This is a genomic window from Pseudomonas sp. BF-RE-21 (genome assembly GCF_019947305.1).
GTDB lineage: Bacteria > Pseudomonadota > Gammaproteobacteria > Pseudomonadales > Pseudomonadaceae > Aquipseudomonas > Aquipseudomonas migulae.
On record NZ_JAGYGF010000080.1, the window covers coordinates 1 to 18,099 of the forward strand.

The 18,099-nt window shown below is 60.0% G+C and carries 17 protein-coding genes and 1 pseudogene; 7 read left to right on the top strand and 11 right to left on the bottom strand.

Annotation, left to right across the window (positions count from 1 at the left end; all coding sequences use genetic code 11):
- On the top strand, positions 1-1,015 hold a 1,015-nt coding region (gene rlmF, locus KGB25_RS28825; protein WP_223437747.1), incomplete at its 5' end, for a 23S rRNA (adenine(1618)-N(6))-methyltransferase RlmF.
- A gap of 206 nt (positions 1,016-1,221) precedes the next feature.
- On the opposite strand, the gene KGB25_RS28830 is transcribed toward rlmF, so the two are convergent.
- Complete coding sequence (locus KGB25_RS28830) at positions 1,222-1,503, bottom strand: HU family DNA-binding protein (RefSeq protein WP_007905514.1); 282 nt, start codon at positions 1,501-1,503, stop codon at positions 1,222-1,224.
- 406 nt (positions 1,504-1,909) lie between these two features.
- Between KGB25_RS28830 and yejK the strand changes: the two genes are divergently transcribed.
- On the top strand, positions 1,910-2,914 hold the full coding sequence (gene yejK / locus KGB25_RS28835; RefSeq protein WP_008026670.1) for a nucleoid-associated protein YejK: 1,005 nt from the start codon (positions 1,910-1,912) through the stop codon (positions 2,912-2,914).
- Entirely contained in the window at positions 2,914-3,264 is a 351-nt protein-coding gene (locus tag KGB25_RS28840) for a glutaredoxin family protein (protein WP_008042471.1), read from the top strand. The genes yejK and KGB25_RS28840 overlap by 1 nt, the downstream gene beginning before the upstream one ends.
- Before the next feature lie 148 nt (positions 3,265-3,412).
- Here the strand turns inward: KGB25_RS28840 and KGB25_RS28845 are convergent, their stop codons facing one another.
- The 4 genes and pseudogenes from KGB25_RS28845 to KGB25_RS28860 form a co-directional block, all read right to left on the bottom strand.
- Positions 3,413-4,348 (bottom strand): glutathione S-transferase family protein, encoded by a 936-nt coding sequence (locus tag KGB25_RS28845; protein WP_223437749.1) that lies wholly within the window; start codon positions 4,346-4,348, stop codon positions 3,413-3,415.
- An 88-nt stretch (positions 4,349-4,436) separates the two neighbouring features.
- The gene (locus KGB25_RS28850) at positions 4,437-4,757 is read right to left on the bottom strand and encodes a GIY-YIG nuclease family protein (RefSeq protein WP_008042467.1); all 321 of its coding nucleotides are present in this window, start codon (positions 4,755-4,757) and stop codon (positions 4,437-4,439) included.
- Between the two features lie 40 nt (positions 4,758-4,797).
- Complete coding sequence (locus tag KGB25_RS28855) at positions 4,798-5,268, bottom strand: nuclear transport factor 2 family protein (protein ID WP_008026662.1); 471 nt, start codon at positions 5,266-5,268, stop codon at positions 4,798-4,800.
- Between the two features lie 114 nt (positions 5,269-5,382).
- A pseudogene (locus KGB25_RS28860) lies at positions 5,383-5,571 on the bottom strand (LuxR C-terminal-related transcriptional regulator); the annotation flags it as partial.
- A 59-nt stretch (positions 5,572-5,630) separates the two neighbouring features.
- Between KGB25_RS28860 and KGB25_RS28865 the strand changes: the two are divergent.
- Entirely contained in the window at positions 5,631-6,281 is a 651-nt protein-coding gene (locus KGB25_RS28865; protein WP_223437751.1) for a DUF1120 domain-containing protein, read from the top strand.
- On the opposite strand, the gene KGB25_RS28870 is transcribed toward KGB25_RS28865, so the two are convergent.
- The 6 genes from KGB25_RS28870 to KGB25_RS28895 form a co-directional block, all read right to left on the bottom strand.
- The gene (locus KGB25_RS28870; protein ID WP_223437767.1) at positions 6,282-7,589 is read right to left on the bottom strand and encodes a CynX/NimT family MFS transporter; all 1,308 of its coding nucleotides are present in this window, start codon (positions 7,587-7,589) and stop codon (positions 6,282-6,284) included. It lies immediately after the preceding gene.
- Entirely contained in the window at positions 7,579-8,238 is a 660-nt protein-coding gene (locus KGB25_RS28875) for a FadR/GntR family transcriptional regulator (protein WP_192228980.1), read from the bottom strand. Before KGB25_RS28875 ends, KGB25_RS28870 begins: the two co-directional genes overlap by 11 nt.
- A 1,812-nt stretch (positions 8,239-10,050) precedes the next feature.
- On the bottom strand, positions 10,051-10,815 hold the full coding sequence (locus tag KGB25_RS28880) for an amino acid ABC transporter ATP-binding protein (RefSeq protein ID WP_090188113.1): 765 nt from the start codon (positions 10,813-10,815) through the stop codon (positions 10,051-10,053).
- Positions 10,816-10,825: 10 nt separating this feature from the next.
- On the bottom strand, positions 10,826-11,923 hold the full coding sequence (locus tag KGB25_RS28885) for an amino acid ABC transporter permease (RefSeq protein ID WP_008037316.1): 1,098 nt from the start codon (positions 11,921-11,923) through the stop codon (positions 10,826-10,828).
- Positions 11,924-11,933: 10 nt separating this feature from the next.
- Positions 11,934-13,115 carry an amino acid ABC transporter permease gene (locus KGB25_RS28890; protein ID WP_008026631.1) on the bottom strand — a complete coding sequence of 394 codons (1,182 nt, stop codon included), beginning with the start codon at positions 13,113-13,115 and terminating at the stop codon, positions 11,934-11,936.
- A 65-nt stretch (positions 13,116-13,180) separates the two neighbouring features.
- Positions 13,181-14,215 carry an amino acid ABC transporter substrate-binding protein gene (locus KGB25_RS28895; protein WP_008026630.1) on the bottom strand — a complete coding sequence of 345 codons (1,035 nt, stop codon included), beginning with the start codon at positions 14,213-14,215 and terminating at the stop codon, positions 13,181-13,183.
- A gap of 467 nt (positions 14,216-14,682) precedes the next feature.
- Between KGB25_RS28895 and KGB25_RS28900 the strand changes: the two genes are divergently transcribed.
- The 3 genes from KGB25_RS28900 to KGB25_RS28910 all read left to right on the top strand — a co-directional run bounded on the left by KGB25_RS28900 (position 14,683) and on the right by KGB25_RS28910 (position 18,017).
- Positions 14,683-15,339 (top strand): alpha/beta hydrolase, encoded by a 657-nt coding sequence (locus KGB25_RS28900; RefSeq protein ID WP_223437769.1) that lies wholly within the window; start codon positions 14,683-14,685, stop codon positions 15,337-15,339.
- 98 nt (positions 15,340-15,437) lie between these two features.
- Positions 15,438-16,925: an ATP-dependent RNA helicase RhlB gene (gene rhlB / locus KGB25_RS28905; protein ID WP_223437771.1), complete on the top strand. Its 1,488-nt coding sequence runs from the start codon at positions 15,438-15,440 to the stop codon at positions 16,923-16,925.
- A 144-nt stretch (positions 16,926-17,069) separates the two neighbouring features.
- Positions 17,070-18,017, top strand: coding sequence for an ornithine cyclodeaminase family protein (locus KGB25_RS28910; protein ID WP_223437773.1), 948 nt, complete (start codon positions 17,070-17,072; stop codon positions 18,015-18,017).
- Positions 18,018-18,099 lie beyond the last annotated feature (82 nt).

The window sequence follows — 18,099 nt, forward strand, 5'->3', positions numbered from 1 at the left end:
CCGCACACCCCGCCCTGCGCGCAAGAAGCCTGACCCCGCCACCCCGGCCAAAGCCGTGGAACCGCGTGAAAAGGCCAGCTTGCACCCGCGCAACCGCCATCAGGGTCGTTACGACTTCCCGGCGCTGATCAAAACCACGCCGGAACTGGCGAAGTTCGTGATCATCAACCCGTACGGCAAGGAAAGCATCGACTTCGCCAGCCCGGACGCGGTGCGGGTGTTCAACCGGGCGCTGCTGAAATCGTTCTATGGCATCGCCCATTGGGACATTCCGGCCGATTACCTCTGCCCTCCGGTGCCGGGCCGTGCTGATTACGTGCACTTCCTGGCCGACCTGCTGGCCAGCGTCAATGACGGCGAAATCCCGCGTGGTGCGCCGGTCAAGGTGCTCGACATCGGCATGGGCGCCAACTGCGTCTACCCGCTGATCGGCTACAGCGACTACCGCTGGCACTTCCTCGGTTCGGAAATTGACCCGACGGCCGTGGCCGCCGCCAAAGCCATCGTCCAGTCCAATGGTCTGAACAAGGCCATCCAGCTGCGCCAGCAGACCAATCCCAAGCACATTCTGCTGGGCTTGCTCGAACCCGGCGAACGCTTCGACCTGACCATGTGCAACCCGCCGTTCCACGCTTCGATGGACGAAGCGACCAAAGGCAGCGAGCGCAAATGGCGCGCCTTGGGCCGCGCCGACCCGAAACGCAAACTGCCGGTGCTGAACTTCGGCGGTCAGTCGGCCGAATTGTGGTGCGAAGGTGGCGAAGCCCGTTTTGTGACGCAGCTGATTGCCGAAAGCGCGCACTTTCAGCACAAAGTGCTGTGGTTCAGCACCCTGGTATCGAAAGCCTCGAACCTGCCGGCGATTGAGACGGCGCTGAAAAAGGCCGGGGTTCTGGAAAGCCAGGTCGTGGAAATGTCCCAGGGCCAGAAGCAAAGCCGCTTCGTTGCCTGGACCTTCCAGACCAAATCCGAACAGCAGGTCTGGCGGCGCGAGCGTTGGGTTAAAAAAAGCTGAGTAACTGACCAACGGAGATCAACTGTAGGAGCGAGCCTGCTCGCGATGGCGGTATGTCAGTGACAATAATATTGCCTGACACACCGCAATCGCGAGCAGGCTCACTCCCACATTGGTTTTGTGTTGTCTGCGGGTCAATCGCCAAATCACAGGCACAAAAAAACCGTGCCCGGATCACTCCGGAGCACGGTTTTTTTTACTGCGTCTTACTTGTTAACAGCGTCGGTCAGGCCTTTGGCCACAACCAGCTTGATAACTTTCTTGGCAGCGATTTCGATGGCAGCGCCAGTCGAAGGGTTACGGCCGGTACGGGCAGGACGCTCAGTCACTTTCAGCTTGCCGATACCTGGCAGAGTGATTTCGCCGCCGTTTTCCAGCTGATCGGCAACGATTTGGCCCAGTTGGTCCAGAGCGTTACGCGCGGTGGTTTTTGGCGCGTCGATAGCTTCAGCGATGTCGGCGATCAGTTGGTCTTTAGTAAGAGCCATGTAGTGTTCCTTCCCTATCAAATTCATATGGATTGCAGAGTGCAGTGTCAGCCATCGAGCCCGATCTTCTGGATCTGGCACCCTCGGCCAATAACCACGGGATCGGGGTTATAGATACCGAAATCAGGGTTTGGTTCGACCTGACAAATGCTGAATGCACGCTTAACGCAGTGACTTCGCGTAAGACCGGGCAAAACTAGCACAGAGACGGGGAAATATCCGCCTCTAGCTACCCATTTGGTCAGCTTTATTGCTCTAAAACAGGAAAAAACTGCATAAGGGCCGTCGGTCGGCTACGAATTGCCCTTCGCACCACGCCAAAACCAGCGGTTGCGGTACACTTGGCACTTTTTTGGGAGCCTGCCCTGCTCTCTCCAACCAGCCGTATCAAACAGCCGAGAAGCCCATGCCGATCCGTCATTGCATCGTCCACCTGATCGACAAAAAACCCGACGGCACGCCCGCAGTTCTCCACGCTCGCGACTCTGAACTGGCCGAGTCGAGCGCCATCGAGAACATGCTTGCCGACCTCAACGAGAGCTACAACGCCAAACAAGGCAAGGCCTGGGGTTTCTTCCATGCCGAATCCGGGGCGCACCCGTTCAGCGGCTGGCTGAAGGAATACCTCGACGGCGGCAAGGACTTCACAGCGTTCAGCCGCGTGGCGGTGGAACACCTGCAGAAGCTGATGGAAGAGTCGAACCTCTCGGTGGGCGGCCACGTGCTGTTTGCGCATTACCAGCAGGGCATGACCGATTACCTGGCGATCGCGCTGCTGCACCACAGTGAAGGTGTTGCCGTGACCGATCAGCTGGACGTGACCCCGTCCCGCCACCTCGACCTGGGCCAGTTGCACCTCGCAGCGCGAATCAACGTCTCCGAGTGGCAGAACAACAAACAGTCCAAGCAGTACATTTCGTTCATCAAAGGCAAGAACGGCAAAAAGGTTTCGGAGTATTTCCGCGACTTCATCGGCTGCCAGGAAGGCGTCGACGGCCCGGGCGAAACACGCACGCTGCTCAAGGCGTTCAGCGACTTCGTCGAAAGCGAAGATTTGCCGGAAGAGTCCGCCCGCGAAAAAACCAAGACCCTGGTGGATTACGCCAGCAGCCAGGCAAAAATGGGCGAACCCATGGGCCTGGAAGAACTCTCGGAGCTGATCGACGAAGAGCGTCCGAAAGCCTTCTACGATCACATTCGCAACAAGGACTACGGGCTTTCGCCAGAGATCCCGGCGGACAAACGCACCCTGAACCAGTTCCGCCGCTTCACCGGTCGCGCCGAAGGTCTGTCGATCAGCTTCGAAGCGCACCTGCTGGGCTCGAAGATCGAATACGACGAAGAAGCCGGCACGCTGATCATCAAAGGCCTGCCGACTCAGCTGACTGATCAGCTCAAGCGACGCAACTGATGCTTGGCAGCGTGCTGAAGAAATTCCTGCTGATCCTGCTGGTGGTCGTGGTTTATCAGAACTGGGGCAAGATCGAGCGGGTGTTCAACCCCTCGCAGGTGGTGTCGGAACAGACTCAGGCCAAGGCTAACGTCGTGCTCTATGCGACTGAGTGGTGTGGTTACTGCAAACTGACCCGGCGCTTTCTTGATCAGAAAGGCATTCCGTACAAGGAATTCGACATCGAGAAAGACGCCGAGGCGCGCAAGGCTTATGAAGCGTTGGGTGGCGGCGGGATTCCGATCATCGATGTCAACGGAACGCTGATTCGCGGGTATGACCCGGATACCATCCTCGCGGCCTTGAAGTAACTCTCCGGCCCCATACCCCCTGTAGGAGCCGGCTTGCCGGCGATAGCGTCCGTTCAGTCGGTGAATAGGTTGACAGAACCACCGCCATCGCCGGCAAGCCGGCTCCTACAGGGGATTGCGTAGTTGTCCGGAAACCAAGCAGGACCGGTCAGCGTTTTTCAATACGAAACCCGAACCGCGGAAAGTGCACATGCACCACCCCGCCACGCTCGTCTTCACGGCGCAGAATCAATTCCTCACGCCCGGCAAACAGCAACTCCCCGGCCACCGGATCAACACCGTAATCGGTCGCCGTGATAGCCACCTGCTGACCCGCCTCAAACCCGTTCGGCTCTTCGAACTGCTCATCCGGCAACGCGGCAGGCGTAGCATTACGCGCCACCGCCAGCGCCTCCTCGGATGTCATCTCGCTGAACGCACCATGCCCAAAGCCCAAGACCCGTGCATGCCACGCGGCAACCGCCGGGTACGCATCGACCAGCGGTGCAGTCACCGGTGTCGCTTTCAGGAACCACAGCGAATGAGCCAGGGCGAAGTCGGCAATCGACGGTTCACCAAACAGGAAGTCGCCCTGCTCGCGCTGCAGCTGTTGCTCCAGGCGTGACATGATCGTCGGCCATTGATGCCGCGCCTGTTCGGCCGACAACTTTGTCGCACTGCCACCGCTGAAAAAACTGGCGCGATCGGCGAGGAACGCCTTGATTGCTTCCGGCGGCAAATGACCGAAACGCACCGCGACCGACGCAGGCTGAAACACCAGGCTTACGGCATGCTGGAACACCACCGAATCGGCCCACGCGGCGAAGCTCGCGGCGATCATTTCCTGACCTTCCGGGAAGAACGCCGGCAAGGCTTTTTCCTGCTCCAGTCGACGAGCGATTAGCGACGTGTCGCAATAAATATCCGCACCAATCTGCAACACCGGCGTTTTGCGATAGCCACCGGTCAAAGCCGTCAGATCGGGTTTTGGCATCACCGGCGAGATCTTCACCGAGCGCCAGGACAGGCCCTTGAAGCCCAGCAGCAGGCGGGCCTTTTCGGCGAAAGGGGACGTCGGGTAATGATGAAGAATCAACTCGGACATGCTCGGCTCCGCCGCACGAATCAGGAATCTGCAGCTTAGCGCGCAATCCGCGAGCAGCCTACAGATCTGCCTGATGGGAACTGATCAATCAGATTGATAAGCCCGCAGCAAAGGTCGCCACCAGACATTCCTTGGCGCTTTTCTTGAGTTTTTTGATCAGCCGTTCCTGGCGCAGCGCTTCGCTTTTGTCGCGGCAGACTTCGGTGTAGACCAAGGCCACCGCCGGGCTGGAAAGGAAGAACCGCGCGCCTTTGCCGCTCTGGTGAGTGGCGAAGCGGCGGACGGGATCGTCGCTGATCCCGCAGTAGAGCGAACCGTTGGCCGCGCGAACGAGGTAGACGAACCAGGGTTTGCTGACGGGCAGCGTCGGTTCGGCGGCAATGGCGGCGGGTTCGCTCGGCGTGTTCACGTGACGATCAGGGCTTGAAAGAAAACAAGCCGCGATCTTATCAGCGACTGGCCTGAAATGCCTTCAGCCCCTTCAAGGCCTGAGCACGAACGGCGTTTCTCACCAGCGGCGTCCAGCCCAGCAACAGGCCCTTGAACCCCAGCGCCTGACGCGACCAGGTCCACAGATCAAAACGGTCGTGATGCTCGCAGATCTTGCCGTCGCGAAACACAAAACGCGCCTGAATATCGTTGACCACGGTATTGCCGGTCTGGCTGAACAGGTACGTCGCCACCCAATGCGCGCCGCCGCTGCGATCATCGCTGCGCACGTTATCGAAAGTCAGGGAAAAGTCCTTGGCCCGGGTGGTGAGCATGCGCCACATGTCGCCCGCATCGCGCCCGCGCAATTCGCCAAATGCCGGATCACTGAACACCACGTCGTCGGTGTAGCAGGCGCTCATGGCCTCGGCATCCAGGCGCTGGAAGGCCTCATAGAATCGGGTGATCAAGGCGTTGTGGGCATCACTCATGGGCAAGCTCCCTGGTTTGAAAATGGGTTTCGCAGAATTGCCTGCACGATAGTCAACTAATGTTCGAAACACTACCGGCATTCGTGGCGGGAATACCCTCAGGTGTGCCGAAGCCTAATGCACCATGCCACTCTCACGGGCATACGCAAACAGGTCCACATCCGTGGAAATGCCCAGCCGCTGCATGGCCATGTTTTTCTGTTTGCTGATGGTCGATACGCTGCGTTTGAAGTAGCCGGCGATTTCACTGACGGTCATTCCGCTGGCGAGCATTCTGACCACCTCGTGCTCTTTTGCCGACAGCGCAGCTCCGCAGACTCCCGGCACAGGCAGAATAAAATCAATGAAAAGGACTTTCACAAATGAATCATTACTTCGCTGTCCTTGCGACAACCTTGCTCATCAGCACCACCCAACACAGCTTCGCGGCGTCCACCGTTGACCTGACCGTCAAAGGCACCCTCACCCCGCTCGCCTGCACACCGATGCTGTCCAACAACGGCCTCGTCGACTACGGAAAAATCTCCCGGCAGGACCTCAGCGTCGACAAACGCACGCGACTGCGCGACCAGACGCTCGACCTCACAATTCAGTGCAATGCGCCCGCGCGTTTTGCCTTGCTGATGCGCGACAACCGCGACGGCTCGGCGATCGTCAACAGTGAGATTTACTACGGCCTGAACCACGACCACAGCCACAATAAAATCGGCTTGTATTCACTGAACTTCGATCCGGCCAGCACCGTGGTGGACGACCTGACGCAGGTCTATCGAACCGACTCCACCACGGGCGGCAAGGCCTGGAGTTCGTCGAACAGCCAGGCCATTCCGATTGGCGCCCGAAGTTATCTCGGATTCACTGACATTGCCGGGAGCAGCGCCGGCCCGATTGCCATCCGCACGCTGACCAGCCGGGTGACGGTCGAAACGGTCATCGCGCCCACCTCCGAGCTGGACCTCAGCGCTGAGGTGCAGCTCGACGGTTCGGCAACGCTGGACGTTGTTTACTTGTAGTCAGACCTTTTCGCTGACCACCTGCACGTACAGCGAACGCCCGGCACCGAGGCCGGCAAGGATGGCGCCGAGGCCGATCACAGCGAAGATCCAGCCCACGGCATTCCAGCCGCCGGTCCAGTCATGCACGATGCCGACCGCGAACGGCCCCATGGACGCCAGGGTGTAACCGAAGCCCTGGGCCATGCTCGACAGGTTGGCCGCCACGTGCGAATCCCGCGAGCGCAAGACGATCAGCGTCAACGCCAGGCTGAACGTTCCGCCCTGCCCCAGGCCGAGCAGGATCGCCCAGCCCCACAGGCCTTCGATGGGTGCATAAAGGCAACCGAACAGACCGCCGAGGGTCAGCGCCATGACGATGACGATCGCCAGGCGCTGATCCTTGCCGCGCGTCGCCAGCCACGGTGCGGCCAGCGAACTGGCGAGTTGAACGATCACCGAACCCGACAGCACCAGGCCGGCCTGGGTTGGCGTCAGGCCGCGACCGATCAGGATCGATGGCAACCAGCCGAACACGATGTACGCCAAGGACGATTGCAGGCCCATGTACAAGGTCACTTGCCAGGCCAACGGGTCACGCAACAGACCGCGTACCCGGTAAGCCACGTTGTGCGCGCCATGTTTCTGACCGACTTGCGGCAACCAGAACATCGCCGCCACCAGCGCAGGAATCACCCAGAAGCCAAGTCCCAACGCCCAGCTTTTGTCGAAGTGTTCGCTCAACGGCACGGTCGCGCCCGCCGCCATCGCCGCCCCCAGGCACAGGGCCATGGTGTAGACGCCGGTCATGGTCCCGGCGTGTTTGGCGAAGTCGCGTTTGACGATGCCTGGCAGCAAAACGCCGATCACGCCGATGCTCGCGCCGGCCAGCACGCTGCCGCCAAACAAGCCGATTTCACCGAACGAACTGCGCAGAATGATCCCGCCGGCCAATGTCAGAAGGATGCCCAACACCACGCGCTCAGCGCCGAAACGTCGCGCCAGAATCGGCGCCAACGGCGCAAAAAGACCGAGGCACAGCACTGGCAACGTCGTCAGCAAACCGGCCTGCGCCGCCGACAGGCCCAAGCTTTTCGAGACCTCACTGAGCATCGGCGCCATGCTCGACAGCGCCGGACGCAAGTTCAGCGCAACCAGAATCAGCCCCAGCAACAACAGCCACGGGCGGCGCAGGATTGGCTGACGCTGCTGGACCTGTTCGTCATCGGCCTCGGCGTCGATCAGCAACTCTTCGAGCTCCGCCGTGCGTTTGGCTTCGGTGATCGTGCTGTGGCTGCTGGACATGGCGTTCTCGGTTTCAAGGTTCATTGATCAACTGCCTCGACAAGGCTTTCGCGCGTTCCGGGTCGCGTTGCTCGACGGCATCGAGCAATTCGATATGCAGATCGAACACTTCCTGGCGGCGTGGCGTGACGCTCAAGGTCTGGCGCAGTTGTGCGCCGACGACGCTGGAGAAATAGCGATACAACTCGCTGAGGGTGGGGTTGTGCGCGGCGTCTACCAGACGACGGTGAAACACCAGGTCACAGGCGATGTAGCTGTCGAGATCGCCGTGGTAGTGATCACCGCTGACGTTGAGCGCTTCACGCAGGGCCACGAGGTCTTCGTCGGTCCTGCGCAGCGCGGCAAGGCCGATGGCCTCGACTTCAAGGATGTGCCGGGTTTCCCTGGCCTGCTCAAGCGAGCAGCGCGACAACGCTTTCAGGGTGTCCAGCGGATCGATCACCGCCCGCAGATAGCTGCCATCGCCCTGACGGATTTCGATCAAACCGGAAAACGCCAACACGCGCATGGCTTCGCGGACAGTGTTGCGGCTGATGCCCAATTCGGCAGACAGCTCAGGCTCGGTGGGCAGGCGCTGACCGACAGACCAGACGCCTTCGGTGATACGCAGGCGCAACTGGTCCAGAGCCTGATCAACCAGGGAACGTTTAATGAGTGGAGACATGTCTGACATAAGATTCGCCCTTTCATCCAATCATAGGATGAATTTTCTGACATGTTAGTCAGCATCGCCCCACAGGGCAAACGGTTTACACAAACCCTGTAGGAGCCGGCTTGCTGGCGATTACGGTCTGACATCCCACCTGGATGTCGCCTGATCCCCCGCTATCGCCGGCAAGCCGGCTCCTACAATTCCGCGCCCGGCTCGCCATCTCGCACACGACACACCCCCTGTAGGAGCCGGCTTGCCGGCGATTCGGTCTGACATCCCACATGAATATCGCCTGCCCCTCCGCCATCGCCAGCAAGCCGGCTCCTACAATTCCGCGCCCGGCTCGCCATCTCGCATACGACACAAACCCTGTAGGAGCCGGCTTGCCGGCGATTCGGTCTGGCATCCCACATGGATGTCGCCCGAACCACCGCTATCGCCGGCAAGCCGGCTCCTACAATTCCGCGCCCGGCTCGCCATCTCGCACACGACACACCCCCTGTAGGAGCCGGCTTGCCGGCGATTCGGTCTGACATCCCACATGAATATCGCCTGCCCCTCCGCCATCGCCAGCAAGCCGGCTCCTACAATTCCGCGCCCGGCTCGCCATCTCGCATACGACACAAACCCTGTAGGAGCCGGCTTGCCGGCGATTCGGTCTGGCATCCCACATGGATGTCGCCCGAACCACCGCTATCGCCGGCAAGCCGGCTCCTACAATTCCGCGCCCGGCTCGCCATCTCGCACACGACACACCCCCTGTAGGAGCCGGCTTGCCGGCGATTCGGTCTGACATCCCACATGAATATCGCCTGCCCCTCCGCCATCGCCAGCAAGCCGGCTCCTACAATTCCGCGCCCGGCTCGCCATCTCGCATACGACACAAACCCTGTAGGAGCCGGCTTGCCGGCGATTCGGTCTGGCATCCCACATGGATGTCGCCCGAACCACCGCTATCGCCGGCAAGCCGGCTCCTACAATTCCGCGCCCGGCTCGCCATCTCGCACACGACACACCCCCTGTAGGAGCCGGCTTGCCGGCGATTCGGTCTGACATCCCACATGAATATCGCCTGCCCCTCCGCCATCGCCAGCAAGCCGGCTCCTACAATTCCGCGCCCGGCTCGCCATCTCGCACACGACACACCCCCTGTAGGAGCCGGCTTGCCGGCGATTCGGTCTGACATCCCACATGGATGTCACCTGACCCTCCGCCATCGCCAGCAAGCCAGCTCCTACAATTCCGCGCCCGGCTCGCCATTTCGCACACGACACAACCCCTGTAGGAGCCGGCTTGCCGGCGATTCGGTCTGGCATCCCACATGGATGTCGCCTGACCCACCGCTATCGCCAGCAAGCCGGCTCCTACAATTCCGCGTTCGGCTCGCCATCTCGCACACGACACAAACCCTGTAGGAGCCGGCTTGCTGGCGATTCGGTCTGACATCCCACATGAATATCGCCTGCCCCTCCGCCATCGCCAGCAAGCCGGCTCCTACAATTCCGCGCCCGGCTCGCCATCTCGCACACGACACACCCCCTGTAGGAGCCGGCTTGCCGGCGATTCGGTCTGACATCCCACATGGATGTCACCTGACCCACCGCTATCGCCGGCAAGCCGGCTCCTACAATTCCGCGTCCGGCTCGTTATTTCGCACGCGACACAAACCCTGTAGGAGCCGGCTTGCTGGCGATTCGGTCTGGCATCCCACATGGATGTCGCCCGAACCACCGCTATCGCCAGCAAGCCGGCTCCTACAGGGATCGTGGTGTGTTTTTTTCGGGCAAAAAAAACCCGGAACAGCGTCCGGGTTTTTTCACTGCCTGGCTTCGATCAATGCAGGATCTGGCTCAGGAACAGTTTGGTGCGTTCGTTCTGCGGATTGTCGAAGAAGTCGTTCGGCGCGGCCTGTTCAACGATTTCGCCCTTGTCCATGAAGATCACGCGGTTGGCCACGGTGCGGGCGAAGCCCATTTCGTGGGTCACGCAGAGCATGGTCATGCCGTCTTCGGCCAGACCGATCATGGTGTCCAGCACCTCTTTCACCATTTCCGGGTCAAGGGCCGAGGTCGGTTCGTCGAACAGCATGATTTTCGGTTTCATGCACAGCGCGCGGGCAATCGCCACACGTTGTTGCTGACCGCCGGACAGTTGCCCCGGGAATTTATGCGCCTGCTCCGGAATGCGTACGCGTTCCAGGTAATGCATGGCGATTTCTTCGGCCTGGCGCTTGGGCATCTTGCGCACCCACATCGGCGCCAGGGTGCAGTTCTGCAGGATGGTCAGGTGCGGGAACAGGTTGAAGTGCTGGAACACCATGCCGACTTCACGACGGATCGCTTCGATCTGCTTGAGGTCGTTGGTCAGTTCCACGCCATCGACCACGATGCGGCCCTGCTGGTGTTCTTCCAGGCGGTTGAGGCAGCGAATGGTCGTCGACTTACCGGAACCCGACGGGCCGCACAGGACGATACGCTCGCCTTGCTTGACGTTCAGGTTGATGTCTTTCAACACGTGGAACTGGCCGTACCACTTGTTCACGCCCTGCATCTGAATAATGCCTTCAGGGCTCACAGGCTTTTTGATTGCTTCGCTCATTACAGAACTCCTAACGCTTGTGGCCAGTGTCGAGCTTGCGTTCCAGATGCATGGAATAGCGCGACATACCAAAACAGAAAATCCAGAACACCAGGGCCGCGAACACATAGCCTTCAGTGGCCATGCCCAACCATTTCGGGTCGGCGGCGGCTTGTTTGACGCTGTTGAGCAAGTCGAACAGGCCGATGATGATCACCAGGCTCGTGTCCTTGAACAGCGCAATGAAGGTGTTGACGATGCCAGGGATTACCAGCTTCAGGGCTTGCGGCAGAATCACCAGGCCCATGCTGCGCCAGTAACCGAGGCCCATCGCCGCAGCCGCTTCGTACTGACCTTTTGGAATCGCTTGCAGACCGCCGCGCACCACTTCAGCCACATAGGCCGACTGGAACAGGATCACGCCGATCAGCGCCCGCAGCAGTTTGTCGAAGTTCATGCCTTCAGGCAGGAACAGCGGCAGCATCACCGAGGACATGAACAGCACCGTGATCAACGGCACGCCGCGCCAGAATTCGATGAAGGTCACGCAGACCACACGAATCGCCGGCATGTTCGAACGACGGCCCAGCGCCAGCACAATGCCCAGCGGCAACGCACCGGCAATACCGACAGTGGCGATCACCAGGGTCAGCATCAGGCCGCCCCATTGGCTGGTCGCCACTTGGGTCAGACCGAAAACGCCACCATGCAACAGGCACCAGGCAATGATCGGATACAGCACCAGGAAGCTCAGGCCATACACGGCTTTACGGTGAAAGCGCGAGATGAACAATGGCGCCACGCCGATCACCGCCAGCCACACGGTCAGGTCCACGCGCCAGCGCAGGTCCATCGGGTAGTAGCCGTACATGAACTGGCCAAAACGCTGCTGAATGAACACCCAGCAGGCGCCTTCCTTGGTGCAGTCGGCGCGGGTGGTGCCGACCCAGTTGGCGTCGATGATTGCCCATTCCAGGATCGGCGGGACAATCAGGTAAATCAGATAGAACGCAAACAGGGTCAGCAGGGTGTTGAGCCAGCTGGAGAACATGTTTGCGCGCATCCATGCGACCACACCGATGCTACTGCTCGGTGGAGGCATGTCAGGCTTGAAAGTATGAGTACTCATGCGCTTTTCCTTACCGCTCGATCAGCGCAATGCGCTTGTTGTACCAGTTCATCAGCAGGGAAATGCTGATACTGATCGCCAGGTACACGCTCATGGTGATGGCAATTACCTCGATCGCCTGCCCGGTCTGGTTCAGCACCGTACCGGCAAACAACGAGACCATCTCCGGATAACCGATACCGGCCGCCAGCGAAGAGTTTTTCGCCAGGTTCAGGTATTGGCTGGTCAGCGGCGGAATGATCACGCGCAGTGCTTGCGGGATGATCACTTTGCGCAGGGTCGGACCGTTACGCAGACCCAGCGAGTGCGCCGCTTCGGTCTGGCCGTGGCTGACCGACTTGATGCCCGAACGCACGATCTCGGCGATGAACGCCGCGGTGTACACGGTCAGGGCCAGGGTCAACGCCAGCAGTTCCGGGATCAGCACCCAGCCACCGACAAAGTTGAAGCCTTGCAGCTTGGGCATTTCCCAGTGCACGGGTGCACCGAAGATCAACGCGCACAGCGCCGGGATCGCAAAGAACAGCGCCAGGCCAACCCAGAACTTGTGGAACGGCACACCGGTCGCTTCGAAGCGTTTGGTGGCCCAGCGGCTCATCAGCACGATCGCGACAATGGCCACGACGATGCTGATCACAAACGGCCAGAAACCGTCCGCCATCAACGCGGCCGGCATGTTCAGGCCGCGGCTGCTGACGAAGAAGGTGTCGCCGAAGTTATGGCTGTTGCGTGGCCCCGGCATGGTCAGGAACACCGCGAAGTACCAGAACAGGATTTGCAGCAGCGGCGGAATGTTGCGGAAGACTTCCACATAAACAGTCGCCAGCTTGCTGATGATCCAGTTCTTCGACAGCCGTGACACGCCGACGATGAACCCGAGGATTGTCGCCAGGATCACGCCGATGAAAGTCACCAGCAGCGTGTTGAGCAGGCCGATGACAAACACCCGGGCATAACTGTCCGATTCGGTGTAGTCGATCAGGTGTTGAGCGATGCCGAAACCGGCACTGCGCTCCAGAAAGTCGAAACCGGAGGTAATGCCCCGGTGTTGAAGGTTGGTCTGCGTGTTGTCGAACAGGTACCAGCCCATCGAGACCACCGCCACGATGGTGATGATCTGAAATAGCCACGCACGCACTTTGGGATCGCTGAGGCTGAGCCTCTGCTTTGGTGCGCCGATTGAATTTTGCATGAAGTGCCCCGGATGTAATGGAACAGAACATCACCCGGCGGTTGGCCCACCGGGTGATAGAACCATCAGCGCACTGGTGGTGCGTATTGAATGCCGCCGTTGTTCCACAGAGCGTTCAGCCCGCGGTCGATGGCCAGCGGAGTGTCCTTGCCGAGGTTTTTCTCGAACACTTCACCGTAGTTACCGACTTGCTTGACGATCTGCACGACCCAGTCTTTCTTCACTTTCAGGTCTTTGCCGTATTCACCGTCGGTACCCAGCAGACGAGCGACGTCCGGGTTCTTGGTGCCTTTGGCTTCAGCTTCGACGTTTTTCGAAGTGATGCCGGCTTCTTCAGCGTTGAGCATGGCGTAGCCAGTCCAGCGCACGATGGCCAGCCACTCGTCGTCGCCATTACGTACGACCGGGCCCAGAGGCTCCTTGGAGATGGTTTCCGGCAGAACGGTGTAGTCGTTCGGAGTCGCCAGCTTGCTGCGTTGTGCGTAGAGCTGGGATTTGTCGGAGGTCAGCACGTCGCAACGACCGGATTCCAGCGACTTGGCGCTTTCATCGGAGGTGTCGAAAGTGATTGGGGTGTATTTCAGACCGTTGCCGCGGAAGTAGTCGGAAACGTTCAGCTCGGTGGTGGTACCGGCTTGAATGCAGATGGTGGCGCCGTCGAGCTCTTTGGCGCTTTTCACGCCCAGAGTCTTGCTGTTTACCAGGAAACCGATGCCGTCGTAGTAAGTGATGAAACCAGGGAATTTCAGACCCATGCCCGAATCACGGGAGCTGGTCATGGTGGTGTTGCGCGACAGGATGTCGATTTCGCCAGACTGCAGCGCGGTGAAGCGCTCTTTGGCGTTCAACTGACTGAACTTGACCTTGGTCGCGTCGCCGAAGACGGCAGCGGCCACAGCGCGGCAGTAGTCAGCATCGATACCGACGATCTTGCCATTGGCGTCCGGAACCGAGAAACCAGGCAGGCCATCGCTGACGCCGCACTGTACGAAACCTTTCTTCTGCACTGCATCCAGGGTTGCACCCGCCTGAGCGAACCCGCTGACACCGAGTACTGCGGCTGCAGACACGATAGCCAGGGTGGATTTCAACATCTTCATTCAAACCTCCAGTTTTGCTCTTGTTGTGTCGGAGCTTGAGTCCAGTCGCACCCTTATGAGGCGTAGTCGACCCGTGTTGGTTTTTTTTGGGGTCAACCGACGTAGGACCTGCGCTATGAGTCTAGTAGGAGAAAATCCAAATCATGGACCACTCACTTCTCACCAATCGGCCGAACGGGCTGTAGCCCTTTCACGTTCGCGAAGCCCGTAGCGGCCACTGGCGAACATCCATCACCGGATTTTTTGCTATCCCACCACGAACAATGGCCTGATAGTGTTACCGACAGGCGTGGGATTTTTCGTACAGGCTTCCTATAGCAAAGCCCGTACCAGACCGCTCGCCAAAGCGTTTAAGGGACAGGTCAATAGCAAAACTTGTAGCCTTGCGACATCTTCTTAACGGATCAACCAGACGCGCACTCATCTCTCGCACTCAATGAGAGCGCACGCACACAATTGGAGCAGCCATGACCGAGCCCTTGATTCTTGAACCCGTCAAGCCCGCAGACGCCTGCGTTATCTGGCTGCACGGGCTGGGCGCCGACCGTTACGACTTCCTGCCGGTGGCCGAAGCGTTACAGGAAACCCTGCTGAGCACTCGCTTCGTTCTCCCGCAAGCACCGACCCGCGCCGTCACCATCAACGGTGGCTACGAGATGCCGAGCTGGTACGACATATTGGCCATGAGCCCTGCACGCGCGATCAACCGCGAGCAGCTGGAAGCGTCGTCGGACCGGATCATTGAATTGATCGAAGTGCAGCGAGCCAGCGGAATAGACGCTTCGCGGATTTTCCTGGCAGGTTTTTCCCAGGGCGGCGCCGTGGTGTTCCACACCGCGTTCCTGAAATGGCAGGGGCCGCTGGGTGGCGTACTTGCCCTCTCCACTTATGCACCGACCTTCAGCGAAGGACTGGAGCTTTCGGCCAGCCAACAGCGGATTCCGGTGTTGTCGTTGCACGGGCAGTACGATGACGTGGTGCAAAACTCGATGGGACGGACCGCCTACGAGTATTTAAAGCAGCATGGTGTCACCGTGACATGGCAGGAATACCCAATGGGTCACGAAGTGTTACCCGAGGAGATTCGCGACATCGGCACCTGGCTCGGCGAGCGCTTGCGTTAACGGCTCAGCTGAAAAACAGCCCATTGATCCATCCCCCTACGCCGCGCCCGATTCTTGCATTACACTGGCCGCCGTATATTCCTTAACCAATTGATGAGATGACCGTGCTCAAAGCACTCAAGAAAATGTTCGGTAAAAGCGAGACTGAGCAGCTCGCGCCAGTCTCCAGCGCTCCGTCTCACAGCCCCAGCCACCGCACCGACGGTAATCAGCCTGGCCGGGCCGCCCCCGTAGCGGCACCGAAACAAGAGCCTGTGGCGACACCGGCCGCCCAGCCTGTTGAAGCGGCGGCTGCCGAGCAACCACGCAGCGAAGCGCCGAAGCCCGCCAAACCGCGTCGTGAACCCAAGCCAAAAGCGCCGGTCATCCCCTGGAAACTCGAAGACTTCGTCGTCGAACCTCAGGAAGGCAAAACCCGATTCCACGATTTCAAACTTGCCCCGGAACTGATGCACGCCATCCAGGACCTAGGCTTTCCGTATTGCACGCCGATCCAGGCTCAGGTGCTGGGCTTCACCCTCGCGGGCAAAGACGCCATCGGCCGCGCCCAGACCGGCACCGGCAAAACCGCCGCGTTCCTGATTTCGATCATCACCCAGTTGCTGCAAACCCCGCCGCCGAAAGAGCGCTACATGGGTGAGCCACGGGCGCTGATCATCGCGCCGACCCGTGAACTGGTGGTGCAGATCGCCAAGGACGCCGCCGACCTGACCAAGTACACCGGCCTCAACGTCATGACGTTTGTCGGCGGCATGGACTTCGACAAGCAGCTCAAGCACCTCGAAGCGCGTCATTGCGACATCCTCGTCGCCACCCCGGGCCGCCTGCTTGACTTCAACCAGCGCGGCGACGTGCACCTGGACATGGTCGAAGTGATGGTCCTGGACGAAGCCGACCGCATGCTCGACATGGGTTTCATCCCGCAAGTGCGTCAGATCATTCGCCAGACGCCGCCGAAGAACGAACGCCAGACGTTGCTGTTCTCCGCGACCTTCACCGATGACGTGATGAACCTCGCCAAGCAATGGACCACCGACCCGTCGATCGTCGAGATCGAAGCGCAGAACGTGGCCAGCGAAAACGTCGAGCAGCACATCTACGCGGTGGCCGGTGCCGACAAATACAAACTGCTCTACAACCTGGTCAACGACAACGGCTGGGAGCGGGTGATGGTCTTCGCCAACCGCAAGGATGAAGTACGACGCATCGAAGAACGCCTGGTACGTGACGGCGTCAACGCCGCGCAATTGTCTGGCGATGTGCCGCAGCACAAGCGCATCAAGACCCTGGAAGGTTTCCGCGAAGGCAAGATCCGCGTGTTGGTAGCCACCGACGTAGCCGGTCGCGGCATTCACATCGACGGCATCAGCCACGTGATCAACTTCACCCTGCCGGAAGTCCCGGACGACTACGTGCACCGTATCGGTCGTACCGGCCGTGCCGGCGCCGATGGCGTGTCCATCAGTTTTGCCGGTGAAGACGACTCCTACCAGCTACCGTCCATCGAGGCGCTGCTGGGTCGCAAAATCAGCTGCGAAACGCCACCGACGCATCTATTGCGGGCGGTTGAGCGCAAGCGTCCGTAACAGCGGGTCGCAATAAAAGAAGCGCAGCCGGCAACGGACTGCGCTTTTTTTTCGTTCGTCGTTTTTTTTCAAAGGGAGCTTGCCCGACAGAACCAAAAGTCCATAATGGACAAATTAGTTTACTTGCCACTCCCGGAGCCGACCATGTCCAGCACGCCCTATGTGATCACCCAACCCCAGGCCCGCGAACTGCTGGCACAGGTCGACGTTCCGCAGATCCTGCGCAAGCTGTTCCGCGACCTGGCGGCCGGGCAAGCGGTGCAGCCGGCGCAACAACTGGTGGAGTTTCCCAAGGGCGCCGGCGATTTCATCAACTACCTGGGCGTGCTGGCCGAAGACGGGGTGTACGGGGTCAAGACCTCGCCTTACATCGTTCGCGAACAAGGCCCGCTGGTGACTGCGTGGACCTTGCTGATGTCGATGCAGACCGGCGAGCCGCTGCTGTTGTGCGACGCCGGCGAACTGACCACCGCGCGCACCGCCGCGACAACCGCCGTTGCTGTCGACGCCCTGGCTCCGTTGAATGCGCAACGCCTGGCGATCATCGGCAGTGGCAAGGTTGCGCTGGCGCACCTGCATTACGTCAAAGGCCTGCGTGACTGGGAAAGCATCCACCTTTTCTCGCCGAACCTGAGCGACCTCAGCCCTGAAGCCGTGGCGCAGATCAAAAGCCTCGACCCACGGCTGACCCTTGTCGACACGCGCGAAGCGGCCGTTCAGGACGCCGACGTGATCATGCTGTGCACGTCGTCCGCCGGCCCGGTGATCGACCCTTCCAACCTGACCAAACCGGCATTGATCACTTCCATCAGCACCAATGCCCCACGCGCCCATGAAGTGCCGCCGCAGAGCCTCAATGACATGCAGGTGTTCTGCGACTATCGTCTGACCACGCCGGGCTCGGCGGGTGAAATGCTGATTGCCGGCGAACAGCACGGCTGGGACGCAAGCGCCATCGTCGGCGACCTGCCGGGCTTGATCAGCGAAAAAGTCCAGCGCCCCGGCTATGACCGTCACGTGTTCTTCCGCTCCATCGGCCTGGGCCTGGAAGACATCGCACTGGCCAATGCCATCTACCGCCTGAAACCCTGACACCACCCCTGTAGGAGCGAGGCTTGCCCGCGAAGGCGGTGTGTCATTAAACATATATTGAGAATGACACACCGCCTTCGCG